This window comes from Polaromonas sp. DSP2-3-2b2, assembly GCF_049895905.1.
Lineage (GTDB): Bacteria > Pseudomonadota > Gammaproteobacteria > Burkholderiales > Burkholderiaceae_C > Polaromonas.
This window is the reverse complement of record NZ_JAFCTH010000023.1, coordinates 1-15,973: the sequence shown is the minus strand read 5'-3', so window position 1 is coordinate 15,973 and position 15,973 is coordinate 1. Positions and strand designations below refer to the sequence as shown.

Genomic DNA, 15,973 nt, shown 5'->3' with positions numbered 1-15,973 from the left:
CCAGCCTCAAGACGACGGGATCCGGCTCGGCAACTCTTTCTCTTGAAAGGCGACTTGTGTTCAACAATAAATTCGTTCCGTTTGCGCTTCTGGCCCTGAGCCAGGGCGTGTTTGCCCAGCAGCCCCCGAGCGCTGGTAGCCAGATCCAGCAGATTCCGCCGGCGCCCACGCCGCAAAAAGCAGCGCCCGCCCTGCGCATAGAGCCCGCTACCTCCCCCGCCACACCAGCATCCGACGCCGCAAAAATCACCGTCAACCGCCTGCAAGTGACAGGCGCGCGCGTCTATCCCGAAGCAGAACTGCTGGCGCTGACCGGCTTCAAGCCCGGCAGCGAACTGTCGCTGGGCGACCTGCGCGCCATGGCCTTGAAAATCACCCAGCGTTATCGCAACGCGGGCTACTTCGTGGCCCAGGCTTACCTGCCCGCGCAGGAGATCAAGGACGGCGCGGTCACGATTGCCGTGATCGAAGGCCAGTACGGCCAGGTCGCCGTGCGCAACCAGAGCAATTTGGCGAACGATCTGGTCCAGAGCCAGCTCGGCGGCCTCAACCCCGGCGACACGGTGGCGATTGCGCCGCTGGAAAGCCGGCTGCTGCTGCTGTCGGACATTCCCGGCGTGAACGTCACCTCGACCTTGGCGCCCGGCGCGTCCTTAGGCACGTCCGACCTGATCGTTGACGTCGCGCCCGGGCGGCGCGTCACCGGCAGCATCGATGCCGACAACGCCGGCAACCGCTACACCGGCGAATACCGCCTCGGCGCCACGGTGAACCTGAACAATGCGGCAGGGCGCGGCGACGTGGCCTCGCTGCGCGTGCTGACGTCGGGCTCGGGCCTGAACTATGCCCGGGCGTCTTACCAGATGCAGTTCGGCAAGGCGACGGCGGGCGTGGCGTACAGCTGGCTGGGCTATGAGCTGGGCCGGGAATATGAAAGCCTGCAGGCCAACGGCACGGCAAAAATTGTGAGTGTTTATGGCAGCTACCCCTTGATCCGTTCGCGCGAGACAAACCTCTACGCCAGTCTTGCCTTTGACGCCAAGACCTTCCAGGACCGGATCGACTCGATCTCGACAGTCGCTGACAAGAAGGCCCAGGTGTTGATGGCAAGCCTGCGCGGCGACCACCGCGACAGCCTTGGCGGCGGCGGGGTGAGCAGCTACTCGCTGACCGGGACTGCCGGCAATATCGACATCCAGACCCCCGCGATGCAGGCTTGGGACGCGGCGCGTGCCCAAAGCAACGGCCACTACACCAAGCTGGGCTTTAGCGCCATGCGGCTGCAAAGCGTGACCGACAGCGTGTCGCTGTACGCCGGTCTCAGCGGCCAGGTCGCCTCGAAAAACCTCGACGTTTCGGAAAAAATGGAGCTTGGTGGCATGTACGGCGTGCGCGCCTATCCCGCCGGCGAAGCCTATGCCGACCAAGGCTATGTGCTGACGCTGGAAGCCCGCCTGCGGCTACCCACCCCCATCCAGCTTCCCGGGCAGGTGCAATTGATCGGCTTTGTCGACACCGGCAGCGTGACCATCAACAAGAACCCTTGGCCGCAAGCCGGGCCGAACCGCAGAACCCTGAGCGGCGCGGGCGTGGGACTGAACTGGTCGGCCGCCAACAATTTTCTGGTGCGTGCGTTTTACGCCCACAAGCTGGGCAACGAAGCGGCCAAGTCAGCGCCCGACAAGTCGGGCCGATTCTGGATTCAGGCTGTCAAATATTTTTGAGCCTTTTTTAAGCAGGTTTGCCTGCCATGACCCCGGACTGAACCCGCATTTTCGAAGAACACGCGAAAGCTATCCATGAACCTCATTCACCGCTCCATCTGGAACGACCAGACCGGCACCTTTGTGGCCGTTTCCGAAAACACCCGCAGCGCCGGCAAAAGGGCGTCGTCCTGCACCACGGCCGTTGGCGGCCATGCCCGCTTCGGGCTGAATATTCTGGCGGTTTCCCTGATGATGGCCTGCGGGGCGAGTGTATTTGCCCAGCCTGTAGGCGGCGTCGTGTCGGCTGGCAGCGCCACCATTGGCGGCACGTCCGGCAACATGACAATTACCCAGACCACGCCCAACGTGGCGATCAACTGGCAGAGCTTTGGCATCAAGGCTGGCGAGTCGGCTCAGTTTGTGCAGCCGGGCAGCAGTTCGGTCGCGCTGAACCGCGTCATCGGTTCCGATCCTTCCAGCATCCTGGGCAGCCTCACGGCCAACGGCAAGGTGTTCCTGGTCAACCCCAACGGCATCCTGTTCGGCAAGGGCGCGTCGGTCAATGTGGGCGGACTGGTCGCCTCCACACTGAACATCACCGACAGTGATTTCATGGCCGGCAACTACAAATTTTCCGGTGCGGGCGGCGGTTCGATACTCAACCAGGGAAACATCAACGCCGACGGCGGTTATGTTGCCTTGTTGGGTGCCAGCGTCAGCAACGAAGGTGTGATCTCGGCCAGACTCGGCACGGTGGCGCTCGCCGCCGGCAACGCCATCACCCTCGACCTGGCCGGGGACAGTCTGCTCAATGTCACGGTGAACGAGGGCGCGGTGAACGCGCTGGTGCAGAACGGTAGCCTGATCCAGGCCGACGGCGGCCAAGTGCTGCTGACCGCGCAGGCGGCGGGGAGCCTGTTGCAGAGCGTGGTCAACAACACCGGCGTGATTCAGGCGCAGACCGTCGAGAACCACAATGGCACGATCAAACTGCTGGGCGGCATGCAAAGCGGCACTGTGAATATTAGTGGCACTTTGGATGCCTCCGGCACGGGCGCAGGGCAAACCGGCGGCAACGTCACGGCTACGGGCCAGCACGTGGGCCTGTTCGGCGGGCACATCAATGCCTCTGGCGACGCCGGCGGCGGGACCGTACTCGTCGGCGGCGGCTTCCAGGGCAACAACCCTGCCGTACAGAATGCTTCCGCGACTTACATGAGCGCGGACTCCACGATTACGGCTGACGCCATCACCAATGGCAGCGGCGGCACCGTCGTGCTGTGGTCGAACGACTCGACGCGCGCTTACGGCAGCATCACGGCGCGCGGCGGCGCGCAGGGCGGCGACGGTGGCCTGATCGAAACCTCCGGCCATTGGCTGGACGTTGGGGGCATCAAGCTCAGCGCCGGTGCGCCGCACGGCCAAAACGGCACCTGGCTGCTCGACCCTGCCGACGTGACCATCACGGCCGCGGCAACGTCTAACGATACGAACACCGGCGGCGTCTTCTCACCGACTCCCGGCGCGAACTCGTCCAATATAGCTGTATCCGACATCACGACCATCCTCAGCGGCGTCGGACTACTGGGCACCGACGTCACGATCACTACGACGAACACCGGCGCGAGCGGAAGCGAATTCGGTGATATCACCGTAGGTGCGGCGATCACGTGGAACGGAGCCGCGAGCGCGAAAGGTGCGACGACGCTGACCTTGAACGCCGCCCGGGACGTGAACATCAACGCGGCGATCACCGCCACCAATGGAAACCTGGTGGTGTGTTGTGGCCGGGACATCAACGTGAACGCGCTAATTACGACGACCGGTGTTGTTGCCACGCCTAATACCGGTGGCAACGTCTTATTGAGCGCCGGTCACGATGTGAACGTCTTGAGGACTGCTCTCAACACGCTCTCGGGCATTACGACCACCAGCGGCAATATCGAAATATGTGCCGGAAACAATATCAACCTGAGCAATTCGTTCAACGGGGCGGCACTTCTTACACTGAGTGGTAGCGTCGCCGACTCCTCCCCCCCCACCGGTCCGGTTACGCCGCGCGGCTTGACACTGATTGCCGGCACTGCGGGTACCGGGCCGGGTACTGCGGGTGGCACCGTGGCCTTTACTACTGGCACGTACATTACCACCACAGGGCCGGCTGGCGTTACACCGACCAACATTTTTTACAATCCGAGCTCGTACGCAACGCCGACAAATTATTCGACTTTCTTCACCGGCACCGGCGGACCGCTGACGCAATACATGCTGGTGTTCCCGGACGGAGCGAACAAGACTTTCGATGGCACGACCACGGCAACATTCACCGGGTTGAAGGGCACCCCTGCCGGTGTCACCTTGAATACCGCTGGTGGTACTGCCAATTTCGATGCTGCGGACGTAGGAACGGACAAGACGATCAGCTTTACCGGCTTTACCCTTACGAAAGGCCCGATCTTGACTGGCGGAACCGCAACTAACTTTGCCCTCCCGCTTACTTGCTGCTCGCCTATTGTTGGGAAAACAACCGCGAATATCACAGGCACAGGCACAGGCACAGGCACAGGCACAGGCACAGGCACAGGCACAGGCACAGGCACAGGCACAGGCACAGGCACAGGCACAGGCACAGGCACAGGCACAGGTACAGGTACAGGTACAGGTACAGGTACAGGTACAGGTACAGGTACAGGTGGAGGCCCAGCTGTGTCTCCGCCGGTTGTTTCGGTTCCGGAACAGACGCCATTGCCTCCCGTGTTGACGCCGTCAACACCGCCTGCCGTCGTTCCGCCCGGATACGTTTTTACAGTCGTTCCGCCAACGCCAATGCCGCCTCCTGTCCTGGTCGTTGTAACGCCACCAACACCACTGGTCGTGGTGCCTGTAGCGGTGCCGGTCGAAACGCCGCCCGAGAAATACGAGGCGCCAGTACGCAAGCCCAAACCGGAACGCAATTAATAAAGCGGTTATGAGAAAACCCGAAAAAATACTGGCGCTCATGCTCCGAGAAATTTTCCTGGGCTTGCTGGCCACAGGATTGATTTGCACCCAGGCGTATGCATCGCATGAGGCTGCGCATTTGCCAGGCTCTGGGTTGGCATTTTCTGCGCTGGCAGGTGACGGCAACTCCCTGCCAACGGTCACGCAAACGCAATCCACAGTAGCGGGAAAAAGCTCAAAACGCGCCAGCTTCGGACAGGCCAGCGCCTCCAAGGAAGCCCGACATGTGGCCCATTGGGTGGTGGATTCTGGCGACAACCTCAACAAGCCCTTTGTCATCGTGGACAAGCGAGACGCAAAGGTCTTCGTGTTCGATGCGCAGGGCAAGCTGCGCGGAGAATCTTCCGCGCTGCTCGGACTGGCCATAGGTGATCACTCCGTTCCTGGCATTGGAACCAAAAAGCTGTCAGCCATTGGCCCGGAGGAACGCACCACGCCGGCAGGCCGTTTCGTGGCTAACCTGGACAAGAACCTCAAGGGCGACGAGATGCTCTGGGTGGACTACGACACTGCCATTTCCATGCACCGTGTCGCCACTGGCACAGCCAAGGAACGCCGCGCCGAAAGGCTGGCCAGTTCGTCGCCGTCAGAGCGCCGGATTTCTTACGGCTGCATCAATATTCCCGTCAAGTTTTACGACAACGTGGTGAGTCCTGCGTTTACCGGAACGGACGGCATTGTTTATGTGCTGCCCGAAACCCGCTCGGCCCGTGAAGTCTTTGGGTCGTACGACGTCGGGGAAGAAGCCAGCCTGCAGGCCATAAGCCCGGAAGCGCCGGCGCCGGTGGTATCCCACACAACCAGATGATGATGCGCCTTGCTCTGCAACTAGCGACGGTCCGCACGCTGGGCAGAGCACTCCGCGTGGGAGGAACTGCCCGGTGCAGCGCGTCTTGCGAAGGAAAGGCACGCTTCGTCGCAACGCGTGCCGACAGGAAAGAACTTTTAGTGTTCCGCTGGCCGCCGGTTATGCCGTCCAGCCATGATGTTTCGCAGGAAGTGCCTGGCAACGCAACGAAATGACCGTTTCCAACGCGAATTGGAATAACAGCCAGGGCAGGAAAACTTTGCAATGGGCCGTCCAGGTCATGCAACTCTGTTTGCGCGCTCCTGCGATTCTTGCGACCGGCGTGGCTACAATGGCAGAACCCATAGCTGCAAGATTCGTGCCTTATGAAACGCTCCTTTTGTTCTTTCCTCTTGATGGCCTTCCTCGCCGCAGGCGTGGCGCTGCCCGCTGCAGCCGAGAAGGCCGACCGCGACAAGCCGATGAATGCCGAGGCCGATGCCCTGCGCTATGACGACCTCAAGCAGACCAGCGTGTTCACCGGCAATGTCGTCATCACCAAGGGCACGACCATCATCCGCGGCGCACTGGTGGAGGTCAGCCAGGACCCCGAGGGCTACCAGCTGGCCGTGGCCACGGCGGCGCCGGGCAAGCTGGCCTACTACCGCAAGAAGCGCGACGGCGTCGATGAGTACATCGAAGGCGAAGGCGAGCGGATCGAATACGACAGCCGCGCCGACCTGGTGAAATTCATCAAGCGCGCCGTGGTGCGCCGCTTCAAGGGCGCGACGCTGAGCGACGAAACCACCGGCGGGCTGATCGTGTACGACAACAACACCGATGTGTTCACGGTCGACGCCGGCGCGCAAACCCGCACCGCCGACAATCCCGGCGGACGGGTTCGCGCCATGCTGTCGCCGCGCGGCACGGTGTCTGGCGCCACCGCCGCCCCGCCAGCCGGCGGACCGGCGCCCGTTTTACGCCCCAGCACCACGCTGGGCACGGGCGCAGCCCCGAAAGCACCTTGACCCCATGAATCGAGCGATTGAAAAAATACCTCCGCAGGAGGGCGCGGTTCGCCTCGACACGTCCAGCAGCCTGGTTGCCCACGGATTGCGAAAGTCCTACGGCAGCCGCCTGGTGGTGCAGGACGTGTCGCTGTCGGTGCAAAAAGGCGAGGTGGTCGGCCTGCTGGGCCCGAATGGCGCGGGCAAGACCACCTCGTTCTACATGATCGTCGGCTTGGTGCGCGCCGATGCGGGCGAGATTTCCATCGACGGCCAGCCGGTCGAGCACATGCCGATCCACAAGCGCGCGCGCCTGGGCCTGAGCTACCTGCCGCAGGAAGCGTCGATCTTTCGCAAACTCACAGTCCAGGAAAACGTTCGCGCCGTGCTGGAACTGCAGCGCGATGCCGCCGGCAAGCCGCTGGGCCGCGCCGAGCTGGAGTCGCGGCTCGATGCGCTGCTCAAGGACCTGCGCGTCGACCATCTGCGCGACTCGCCGGCCTTGTCGCTGTCGGGCGGCGAGCGCCGCCGCGTCGAGATTGCCAGAGCCCTGGCCACCCAGCCGCGCTTCATCCTGCTCGACGAGCCGTTTGCCGGCATCGACCCGATTGCCGTGATCGAGATCCAGCGCATCATCGGTTTTCTCAAGTCGCGCGGCATCGGCGTCTTGATCACCGACCACAACGTTCGCGAGACGCTGGGCATTTGCGATCACGCCTACATCATCAGCGACGGCCATGTGCTGGCCAACGGCACGCCGGCCGAGATCGTGAACAACACCGAGGTACGCCGGGTGTATTTGGGCGAACACTTCAAGATGTGATGCGCCAGTCATGAAACAAGGACTTTCACTGCGCGTTTCGCAGCACCTGGCGCTCACGCCGCAGCTGCAGCAGTCGATCCGGCTGCTGCAGCTCTCGACGCTGGAGCTGAGCCAGGAAGTCGAGCAGATGCTCGATGAAAACCCGTTTCTCGAACTGGCGGACGACAGCGCGCCGCGCGAGGAATTTGGCCTGGACCAGACCGACACCCCGGTCAGCCAGGACAGCCGCGAATTCGAGTCTGCTACGGATTCAATAGCTGTAAGCGCAGACACAGCAAGCGCAAGCGCATCAAAAGAGTCTGAAACCACAGCAGAGGCCGGCACCGAGGCCGCGCTGGAAGAAAGCTGGGAAGGCGATGGCTCGGTCGAGTCTTCGCCCGACGACAGCGAATGGGGCGGCGACGCACCAGCGCGCAAGAACAACCTGGACGACAGCAACGCCGAAGCGTCCGACCTGACCGGCGCGCACGAGTCGCTGCAAGACCACCTGCACCGGCAGGCGCTCGGCCTGCGCCTGTCCGAACTCGACCGCGCCGCCCTGCACTTCCTGATCGAGTCGCTCAACGACGACGGCTACCTCGAAGACAGCCTGGCGTCGCTCGCCGCCGGACTGGCCAGCGGCGACCCGGAGCAGGCCGAAGAACTGGAAGAGCAGTTCGCCATCGCCTTGCAACTGCTCCAGCACATGGAGCCTGCCGGCGTCGGCGCGCGCACCCTGGCCGAATGCCTGCGACTGCAACTGTTTGAGTGCAAGAACAGCCTGGAGTCGTGCGCCGCCATGGCGATCTGCCAGCAGCCGATGGAGTTGCTGGCCAAGCGCGATGTCAAGCGCCTGTCGCACCTGTGCAAATTCCCCGAAGACGCCATCAAGGGCGCGATTGGCCTGATCGCCCGGCTCGACCCCAAGCCCGGCCGGCGTTTTGCCAATGTCGAGCGCAACCTGATCGTTCCCGACGTGATCGTCGTCAAGGCCGGCCGGGGCTTCAAGGTCACGCTCAACAGCGACGTCATGCCCCGGCTGCGGGTCCACGACATCTACGCCAGCGCCCTGCGCCAGCACGGCGGCCGGGGCGGCGGCCAGGCGCTGCAGCAGCGGCTGCAGGAAGCGCGCTGGTTCATCAAGAACATCCAGCAACGTTTCGACACCATCCTGCGCGTCAGCAACGCCATCGTCGAGCGGCAAAAAAACTTCTTCACCCACGGCGAGCTCGCCATGCGGCCGCTGGTGCTGCGCGAGATCGCCGACGAACTGGGCCTGCACGAATCGACGATTTCGCGCGTCACCACCGCCAAGTACATGGGCACGCCGTTTGGCACCTTCGAGCTGAAGTATTTCTTTGGCTCGGGCCTGGGCACCGAGAGCGGCGGCAATGCGTCCAGCACCGCCGTGCGCGCGCTGATCAAGCAGTTCATAGCAATCGAAAGCCCGAAAAAGCCGCTCAGCGACAGCCAGATTTCCGAAATGCTCAAGGAGCAAGGCATCGAATGCGCCCGCCGCACGGTGGCCAAATACCGCGAGGCGTTGCGCATCGCGCCCACGAATTTACGCAAAGCGCTGTGATGTTGCCCCCACGGTCGTTCGCTTCGCGTAACTCCCTGCCCCCCCGAGGGGGCCGCTGCGCCTGCGGTCTGGCAAAGCCAGTCCCGCGGCCCCTGCTGGTGGGGAGCGACACGCTGCATCCTTGCCACTGCGTGTGGTTCGCTCTTTATCCGTTCGCCCTGATGTAGATACGGGTTCTACCCAACAAAGCTGCGGCTCCTCACAATCAGCCCAGCACAGTGAGATAACTTATGAACCAACTCCAACTCTTCCTCCCCTGCGCCGCCGGCGTCGAGAACCTGCTGGCCGCCGAAGTCCGGCGCATCACCGGCATCGAGGGCAAGGCCTGGCGCGCCGGCGTGCAGCTGCAGGGCTCGTGGCGCGAAGCGCTGCAGCTCAACCTGCACAGCCGCCTGGCCCAGCGCGTGCTGATCGAGCTGCAGCACGGCACCTACCGCAGCGAGCAGGACCTGTACAACGCGGCGGCCAGCGTCGCCTGGGAAATCTGGTTCACGCCCGCGCAGACCTTCAAGGTCGAGATCACCGCCCAGCACAGCCCGCTGCAAAGCCTGAACTTTGCCGCGCTCAAGATCAAGGACGCGATTGCCGACCGCTTCCGGCACAAGTTCAACGACGTGCGCCCCAGCGTCGATACCCGCTGGCCCGACGTGCGCGTGTATGTGCACCTCACCACCGACACCGTGACGGTGTACATCGACACCTCGGGCGAGCCGCTGTTCAAGCGCGGCTGGCGCGAGGACAAGGGCGACGCGCCGCTCAAGGAAACGCTGGCCGCCGCGATGATCGCCGCCAGCGGCTGGGACCAGCTGTGCAAGGACGGCGTGCCGCTGTACGACCCGTGCTGCGGCTCGGGCACCATCGTCATCGAGGCGGCGCAGATCGCCTGCAACATCGCGCCGGGCATCAACCGCCGCTTTGCCTTCCAGAAGTATTTGCCCTTCCAGGGCCACGTGTGGGAAGGCCTGCTCGACCAGGCCGAAGCGGCGATTACCGAACCCACGGCGCCGGTGTTCGGCAGCGATGTGTCCTTCCGCATGGTCGATTTTGCCGAGCGCAATGCCGAACGCGCCGGCGTCGCGCATGCGGTGCAGGTGCGCGGCGGCGACGCGCTGCAGCGCATGCCGCCCGCGCCGAGCGGCGTGATGCTGGTGAACCCGCCGTACGGCGAGCGCATCGACGTGGCGGGCGTGGCTGGCACCAGCGGCGTGCAGCAGCGCGAGCAGCGGCGTTCGCAATTCCAGGGTCAGAGCGTTGATGAATTCGGCCAGCCGGTGGTGCGCCAGGAACGGGACAGCCGCCAGGGCCGCAATGAACGCAACGAGCACGACAGCCGCGATGAAACAGGCTTCGAGCCGCCGCGCGACCGCTCGGCCAACCCCGGCCGCGAGCAGGCGCAAAACGCCTGGGGCGAGGAAGCCTCCGACTTCTTCCCGCAACTGGCCGCGCACTGGAAGAAAAACTACGCCGGCTGGACCGCCCACGTGCTCACGCCCGACCTGAAATTGCCCAACAAGATGCGCCTGAAGGAGTCGCGCCGCGTGCCGATGTGGAACGGCCCGATCGAATGCCGGCTGTTCCGCTTCGACATGGTGGCCGGCTCGGCGCGCGGCAAACCGGCGGATCAGCCCAAAGCGTGACGATGAACCTGATCGCGGCGCAGAGCGATGCCGGATTCACAGAATCGCTGGCCGAGCCCGGCAAGCAGCCGGTCGTCATCGACACCAACATCATTCTGGACATCTTCGTTTTTGCCGATGCAGCTGCAAAGCCCGTCAGGCGCGCGCTCGAAGCCGGCACACTCGACTGGATCGCCACCCAGCCGATGCGCGACGAGCTGGCCCGCGTGCTGGACTATCCGCAGATCGTGCCGCGCCTGGCGTTCTACCGTTTGAGCGCCGATGACGTGCTCGCCTCGTTCGACCGCCACGCCCGCCTGCTCGACGTCGCCATCAAGGCCAAGCTGAACTGCAGCGACCCCGACGACCAGAAGTTCATCGACCTGGCTGTGGCCGGCCAAACCCTGCTGCTGAGCAAGGACCGGCATGTACTTTCGATGTCAAAAAGGCTGCTGGCGCATGGTGTGCTTGCGCGAGCAGCTATTTAACCAATAGCAATCTGGATAACCGCCGATAACGGGCAAGGTCAAATTCCAGATTGCGGTGGCATCCTGAAGCCGCGCTGAAAGTCTCCACCTGCAGCCCCGCAAACCGCCTGACGCGCGAAAGCTACACTTTAATCATAAGAGCCTTGCCCAAGGCTCAGGAGCGAACACCATGACACACCCTGACCTTGACCCCGTGAAGCCGCTAGATACCCCGTGGATGGAAACCGAGGCCTTCGACGAACTCGACGCCATCCTCGACGACCTGCGCGGGCGCTACGACGAAACGCCGCAGTGGGAATTTTGCGAAGGCTTCATGGCCGCCGTGATCTGCTCGCGCCGCCCGATTCCCGCCTACGAATACCTGGGCGTGCTGCTCGGCCTGCCAGTCGAGGGCGAAGAGCCCGACGAGGACAGCGGCTCGTTTGCCAGCGACGAACAGCGCGAACGCTTCATGGCGCTGTGGAATCAGCGCTGGACCGAGGTCGAAACCGCGCTTGACGCCGAAGTCGATTCGCTCGAAGACGACGCCTGCTACCACCCCGAAGTCATGGACATTCGCGGCGTGGTGGCCGACCTGCCGCCCGAAGAGCAGGCCGCGTTCGCGAAAGAAGACCTGCCTGCATTTGCGCAGGTATGGGCGCTGGGCTTCATGTTCGCGGTCGAAAGCTGGCCCGACGAATGGGCCGCCCCGCGCGACAAGGACGCCGCCAAGTGGCTCGACGGCGCGCTGCAGGCCATCGTCGCCATGACCGAAGACGACACCGGCGCTTGCGAAGTCTCGCCATTGAGCGAAGAAGGCACGCCCAGCACCAGCATCGCGCGGCTCAACGCCTTTGGCGAAGCCATCTGGGCCGTGTACGACCTGCGCGAGCTGTGGAAAACCATGGGGCCGAAGGTCGAAACCATCCGCAAGGAAGCCACGCCGGGGCGCAATGACCCCTGCCCTTGCGGCAGCGGAAAGAAATACAAGAAGTGCTGCGGGGCTTGACGCTTGAGCGCATGGCAGGCCGCGCCAATCCTTGCGCGGCGGGAGTTACCTTGTATTCATGAGCTTGCTGGTTAACCAGGGGTTAGGACATTTGGCCCATTGCTGTTGGCTGATATGGATTGCAAGCTCATGGTTAAGTCTCTGACATGACGTTAAACATCATTGCCAGAAGATTGGGCACCTCCTTCTTCAACCGGCCAGGAAAAAACCATGCAAACCCATTCGCCAAGCGTTGCCCCGGACGTTCATGCGCTGTCCAACCCGCCGATCAACATCAATGAGCCGGCTTCGGTGAATTACTGGCTGGCTGCCTTGCGATGCAGCGAACTGGAGTTGCGCATGGCCGTGGCGGAGGTCGGGACAGGCGCCCGGGATGTCGGGACCGAACTGGGCCGGGCGGTATGACGGCGCGTTCGGAGATTTCTTCCGGAGCGCTCAATCTGCGCGTGGAAGAGTCGTCGCCTGGGCTTTTTTGCTGGGTGGTCACGCAGCTGTCGCCGCAGGAGCAGACCGGCGAGGTGTGCATCGACGCGTCGGACCATCCCTATCCCACCCGCGAGGCGGCCATGAGCGTGGGAACGGCCTGCCTGAAAGCGTACAAGGCGGCTGCTGCGGGCCTGATGTCCATGCTGGCGTCCCGACCCACGACGCCGTTATGAGCATTGACCGGGTTGCCGGGAGCACATTTCAAGCGTTTTAGGGCTCTTGCGCAACAGGCACGGGCGCAACCAGCTATTTATTCAATAGCATCGACTTGAGTTGCCGGTCATGCCAGCGCAGCAGCAGCGTGACCGCCACCGTTGCACCGATCAGCGCCCAGAACATGTCCGACTGCGTGTCCCACGGGTCGCCCTGGGTGCCCAGGAATTCATCGGCACCCTGCCCGAGCGCCAGCGCGGCGGCCCATTCGACGAGCTCGTACACCGCGCTGATCGCCATGGCGACGCACACCGACAAAACCGCCGCCATGCGCCGGCTGGCCAGGTAGCCGCGCTGCAGCAGCACCTCGCGCGCGACCATCGCCGGTACCAGCCCCTGCATGAAGTGGCCGATCTTGTCGTAGGGATTGCGCTCCAGCTGCAGCGCTTCCTGCAGCCAGAAGCCCGGCGGCACGCGCGCGTAGGTGAAGGCGCCGCCCAAAATCAGCACCAGCGCATGCAGCGCGATCAGCCCGTAGAGCAGCGTGGTCAGCGGGTAGCGGCGCCAGGTAGCCAGCAGCACCGGCGCGGCGATCAGCACTGGCGCGACTTCGAGCAGCCAGGTGCCCCGGTCATAGGGCGCCACGCCCGACCAGAGCAAAGCGGCCAGCACCAGCAAGCCCCAACCGGCCAGCAGGCGGCCACGCAGCCCCAACCCCGGCGCGTCAGTGCGGGCCATGGACAGGCTCGCTCAAGCAGTCGACGCCGCTGCGCAGCCATGACACTTCTGCGGTGCAGATGGACATGACTCAGTTCCTGCGCGCTTGCAGGTAGTTTTCCAAATTGACCGTAGCCTGGCGCTTGACCATGGTGCGGAACGACGGGTTCCAGCCGAGCAGGATGCCGGGCAGACCCAACGCCTGGCGCGACCAGGTCCAGAAGTTGAAGCGGTCGCGCTGGCGCCGGATCAGCCCGGCCTCGTTGAATTCAAACACGCTGTCGATGACGTTGTGCACCTTGCGCCGGGCGGCGCTGAACTGGTAGTCGGCTTCCCAGTGGGCCTTGCCCCGGAGGTCGTCGGCTTCCAGGCCGCTGTAGCGCAGCTTCCAGGCTTCGCGGTTCTTCGCCTGGGTAGCTTCGCACAGCATGCGCCACATGCCGCTGACCTGCTCGTGGCCGCTGAGGGAAAACACCTCGTCCTCGAACTGCACATCGGGCGCATAGCAGGCGGCCATGGCGTCGGCGTCAAGGCGCGCAAAGGCGGCGTAAAAATGGTCGAGCCGGGTCTGGTTGGGATGCATGGTTTTCCTTGGGGCGGGCTGCGGCGGGTGCGTGAAGATTGTTTTTGTTGACAGCCGTGGCGAACTCTAACCCAGTCGCCGGGCGCCTTGGCGAGCCGCACTCCCCATGCAGCCATTGGGCGCGTATTGACCTGACGCATTGATTTTTTGCCTGCCGCACGGCATGCTGTCGCCCATGACCACATCCACTGCCAACACCCCAGGATTCCTGTCGTCGCCCACGCGCTTTCTGTTTTTTACCGGCAAGGGCGGCGTCGGCAAGACCTCTCTGTCCACCGCCGCCGCCATCGCGCTGGCCGATGCCGGCCGGCGCGTGCTACTGGTCAGCACCGACGCGGCGTCGAATCTTGACGAAATGCTGGGCGTGCCGCTGCGCAACCAGGCCCAAGCCGTTCCCGGCGTGCCGGGCCTGGAGATGCTCAACATCGACCCGGACGCCGCCGCCGAGGCCTACCGGCAGCGCGTGCTGGCGCAACTCGAAGCGGATGCCAGCGATGACGAGCGCCAAACGGTGCGCGAGCAGCTTTCGGGCGCCTGCACCACCGAAATCGCCGCGTTTGACGAATTCGCCGCGCTGCTGGCCGGCGAAGGCGAGGTCAGCGGCGGCTACGACCACATCGTTTTCGACACCGCGCCGACCGGCCACACGCTGCGCCTGCTCAGCCTGCCCAAGGCCTGGAGCGGCTTTCTGGCCGGCAACGACCGGGGCGCGTCCTGCCTCGGTCCGCACTCGGGGCTGAAGATGCAGGAAGCACGCTTCAATGCCGCGCTGGCCGCGCTGGGCGACGCCAGCCTGACGACGGTGCTGCTCGTCACGCGGCCCGACCCGCGCCCCATGCAGGAGGCGGCGCGCACCGCCGAGGAACTGCGCACGCTGGGCCTGTCCAACCAGCGGCTGGTCGTCAACGGCGTGTTTTATGCGAGCGCACCGGGCGATGCGACCGCCCGCGCCATCGAGGCGCTGGGCAAGGAGGCGATTGACACGATGCCCGATGCGCTGGCCGGCCTGCCGCGCGACGAAGTGCTGCTCCGCGCCTTCGACACCGTCGGCTTGAGCGCCCTGCGCGCGCTGCTTGGCAGCGGCCCCGCGCCGGCTGCGCTGGTGGACGCCGGCCTTGCAGCCGCCGATCTGCCCGCCGAGCCCCTTAGCCGCCTGGCCGATGAACTTGCGGCGCTCGGCCATGGGCTGATCATGGTCATGGGCAAGGGCGGCGTCGGCAAGACGACGATTGCCGCCGCGCTGGCCGTCGGCCTGGTGCAGCGCGGCCACGGCGTGCACCTGACGACCACCGACCCGGCCGCTCATGTAGCGCAGACGCTGAACGGCAGCTTGCCAAACCTGAAGGTTGGCCGCATCGACCCCAAGGCAGAAACCGAAGCCTACATCGCCAAAATGATGGCCGCGCGCGGCAAGGACCTGGACGCGGCGGGCCAAGCGCTGCTGCTGGAGGATTTGCAATCGCCCTGCACCGAGGAAGTCGCCGTGTTCCACGCCTTCAGCCGCGTGGTGAACGAGGCGCGCAGCGCCTTCGTGGTGCTCGACACCGCGCCCACCGGCCACAGTCTGTTGCTGATGGACGCCACCGGCGCCTACCACCGGCAGATGCTGCAGCAGTACCAAGGCAGTTCTAACGCCATGCACCTCATCACGCCGCTGATGCGTCTGCAGGACGCGTCGATGACGCACGTGATTCTGGTCACGCTGCCCGAAGTCACGCCCGTCAGCCAGGCCGCTGCGCTGCAGGACGATTTGCGCCGCGCGAAGATCGAGCCGTGGGCCTGGGTCATCAACAAGAGCATCGCCGCCACCGGTACGACCGACCCGCTCCTAAAGGCCCGGCTGGCCGGCGAACACCGCCAGACCGCGCGCATCGCCAAGGGGCTGGCGCGCCGAACCTTCGTGCTGCCGTGGCTGCCCGAGCCGCCCGTGGGGGTGGCGGCGCTGGGCGCGCTGGCAACTTCCGGTCAAACCTGAACGCTATTAAAAAAGGGGCTTAGGAAGCAGAGGCGATTAAAGCGGGTTGCTTCTGAGCAAGGCCAGCAGGGCATGATAAAGGC

Annotated in this window: 14 protein-coding genes; 12 read left to right on the top strand and 2 right to left on the bottom strand. The window is 64.2% G+C overall.

The genetic code is table 11. The features are described 5' to 3' along the window. Nucleotides 1-56 precede the first annotated feature (56 nt). The 11 genes from ACP7AD_RS15715 (at nt 57) to ACP7AD_RS15665 (ending at nt 12,635) form a co-directional block, all read left to right on the top strand. Nucleotides 57-1,724: a ShlB/FhaC/HecB family hemolysin secretion/activation protein gene (locus ACP7AD_RS15715; RefSeq protein ID WP_426148721.1), complete on the top strand. Its 1,668-nt coding sequence runs from the start codon at nt 57-59 to the stop codon at nt 1,722-1,724. Nucleotides 1,725-1,799: 75 nt separating this feature from the next. Beyond that, nucleotides 1,800-4,664: a filamentous hemagglutinin N-terminal domain-containing protein gene (locus ACP7AD_RS15710; RefSeq protein WP_426148722.1), complete on the top strand. Its 2,865-nt coding sequence runs from the start codon at nt 1,800-1,802 to the stop codon at nt 4,662-4,664. A 10-nt stretch (nt 4,665-4,674) separates the two neighbouring features. Then, entirely contained in the window at nt 4,675-5,514 is an 840-nt protein-coding gene (locus ACP7AD_RS15705) for a hypothetical protein (protein WP_426148723.1), read from the top strand. Nucleotides 5,515-5,879: 365 nt separating this feature from the next. Then, complete coding sequence (gene lptA, locus ACP7AD_RS15700) at nt 5,880-6,521, top strand: lipopolysaccharide transport periplasmic protein LptA (protein ID WP_426148724.1); 642 nt, start codon at nt 5,880-5,882, stop codon at nt 6,519-6,521. Between the two features lie 4 nt (nt 6,522-6,525). Beyond that, nucleotides 6,526-7,323, top strand: coding sequence for an LPS export ABC transporter ATP-binding protein (lptB, locus tag ACP7AD_RS15695; RefSeq protein ID WP_426148725.1), 798 nt, complete (start codon nt 6,526-6,528; stop codon nt 7,321-7,323). 10 nt (nt 7,324-7,333) lie between these two features. Beyond that, nucleotides 7,334-8,884 carry an RNA polymerase factor sigma-54 gene (locus tag ACP7AD_RS15690; protein ID WP_426148726.1) on the top strand — a complete coding sequence of 517 codons (1,551 nt, stop codon included), beginning with the start codon at nt 7,334-7,336 and terminating at the stop codon, nt 8,882-8,884. Between the two features lie 230 nt (nt 8,885-9,114). Continuing rightward, nucleotides 9,115-10,521: a THUMP domain-containing class I SAM-dependent RNA methyltransferase gene (locus ACP7AD_RS15685; protein ID WP_426148727.1), complete on the top strand. Its 1,407-nt coding sequence runs from the start codon at nt 9,115-9,117 to the stop codon at nt 10,519-10,521. Nucleotides 10,522-10,523: 2 nt separating this feature from the next. Then, on the top strand, nt 10,524-10,988 hold the full coding sequence (locus ACP7AD_RS15680; RefSeq protein ID WP_426148728.1) for a putative toxin-antitoxin system toxin component, PIN family: 465 nt from the start codon (nt 10,524-10,526) through the stop codon (nt 10,986-10,988). 169 nt (nt 10,989-11,157) lie between these two features. Further along, nucleotides 11,158-11,976: a UPF0149 family protein gene (locus tag ACP7AD_RS15675; RefSeq protein WP_426148729.1), complete on the top strand. Its 819-nt coding sequence runs from the start codon at nt 11,158-11,160 to the stop codon at nt 11,974-11,976. 210 nt (nt 11,977-12,186) lie between these two features. Further along, nucleotides 12,187-12,381 (top strand): DUF3606 domain-containing protein, encoded by a 195-nt coding sequence (locus ACP7AD_RS15670; protein WP_426148730.1) that lies wholly within the window; start codon nt 12,187-12,189, stop codon nt 12,379-12,381. Then, nucleotides 12,378-12,635 (top strand): hypothetical protein, encoded by a 258-nt coding sequence (locus tag ACP7AD_RS15665; RefSeq protein ID WP_426148731.1) that lies wholly within the window; start codon nt 12,378-12,380, stop codon nt 12,633-12,635. The genes ACP7AD_RS15670 and ACP7AD_RS15665 overlap by 4 nt, the downstream gene beginning before the upstream one ends. A 73-nt stretch (nt 12,636-12,708) precedes the next feature. On the opposite strand, the gene ACP7AD_RS15660 is transcribed toward ACP7AD_RS15665, so the two are convergent. Then, on the bottom strand, nt 12,709-13,353 hold the full coding sequence (locus ACP7AD_RS15660) for a DUF2238 domain-containing protein (RefSeq protein WP_426148732.1): 645 nt from the start codon (nt 13,351-13,353) through the stop codon (nt 12,709-12,711). Nucleotides 13,354-13,423: 70 nt separating this feature from the next. Then, nucleotides 13,424-13,915 (bottom strand): nuclear transport factor 2 family protein, encoded by a 492-nt coding sequence (locus ACP7AD_RS15655; RefSeq protein ID WP_426148733.1) that lies wholly within the window; start codon nt 13,913-13,915, stop codon nt 13,424-13,426. A gap of 175 nt (nt 13,916-14,090) precedes the next feature. Between ACP7AD_RS15655 and arsA the strand changes: the two genes are divergently transcribed. Further along, complete coding sequence (gene arsA, locus ACP7AD_RS15650) at nt 14,091-15,890, top strand: arsenical pump-driving ATPase (protein ID WP_426148734.1); 1,800 nt, start codon at nt 14,091-14,093, stop codon at nt 15,888-15,890. The last annotated feature ends 83 nt before the right edge of the window (nt 15,891-15,973 follow it).

Excerpts from the sequence above, each read along its gene's own strand:
- lptB (WP_426148725.1), top strand. The coding sequence starts at position 6,526 with ATGAATCGAGCGATTGAAAAAATACCTCCGCAGGAGGGCGCGGTTCGC.
- ACP7AD_RS15665 (WP_426148731.1), top strand. The coding sequence starts at position 12,378 with ATGACGGCGCGTTCGGAGATTTCTTCCGGAGCGCTCAATCTGCGCGTG.
- ACP7AD_RS15690 (WP_426148726.1), top strand. The coding sequence starts at position 7,334 with ATGAAACAAGGACTTTCACTGCGCGTTTCGCAGCACCTGGCGCTCACG.
- ACP7AD_RS15675 (WP_426148729.1), top strand. The coding sequence starts at position 11,158 with ATGACACACCCTGACCTTGACCCCGTGAAGCCGCTAGATACCCCGTGG.
- ACP7AD_RS15710 (WP_426148722.1), top strand. The coding sequence starts at position 1,800 with ATGAACCTCATTCACCGCTCCATCTGGAACGACCAGACCGGCACCTTT.
- ACP7AD_RS15705 (WP_426148723.1), top strand. The coding sequence starts at position 4,675 with ATGAGAAAACCCGAAAAAATACTGGCGCTCATGCTCCGAGAAATTTTC.
- ACP7AD_RS15660 (WP_426148732.1), bottom strand. The coding sequence starts at position 13,353 with ATGGCCCGCACTGACGCGCCGGGGTTGGGGCTGCGTGGCCGCCTGCTG.
- ACP7AD_RS15680 (WP_426148728.1), top strand. The coding sequence starts at position 10,524 with ATGAACCTGATCGCGGCGCAGAGCGATGCCGGATTCACAGAATCGCTG.
- lptA (WP_426148724.1), top strand. The coding sequence starts at position 5,880 with ATGAAACGCTCCTTTTGTTCTTTCCTCTTGATGGCCTTCCTCGCCGCA.
- arsA (WP_426148734.1), top strand. The coding sequence starts at position 14,091 with ATGACCACATCCACTGCCAACACCCCAGGATTCCTGTCGTCGCCCACG.
- ACP7AD_RS15685 (WP_426148727.1), top strand. The coding sequence starts at position 9,115 with ATGAACCAACTCCAACTCTTCCTCCCCTGCGCCGCCGGCGTCGAGAAC.
- ACP7AD_RS15670 (WP_426148730.1), top strand. The coding sequence starts at position 12,187 with ATGCAAACCCATTCGCCAAGCGTTGCCCCGGACGTTCATGCGCTGTCC.
- ACP7AD_RS15655 (WP_426148733.1), bottom strand. The coding sequence starts at position 13,915 with ATGCATCCCAACCAGACCCGGCTCGACCATTTTTACGCCGCCTTTGCG.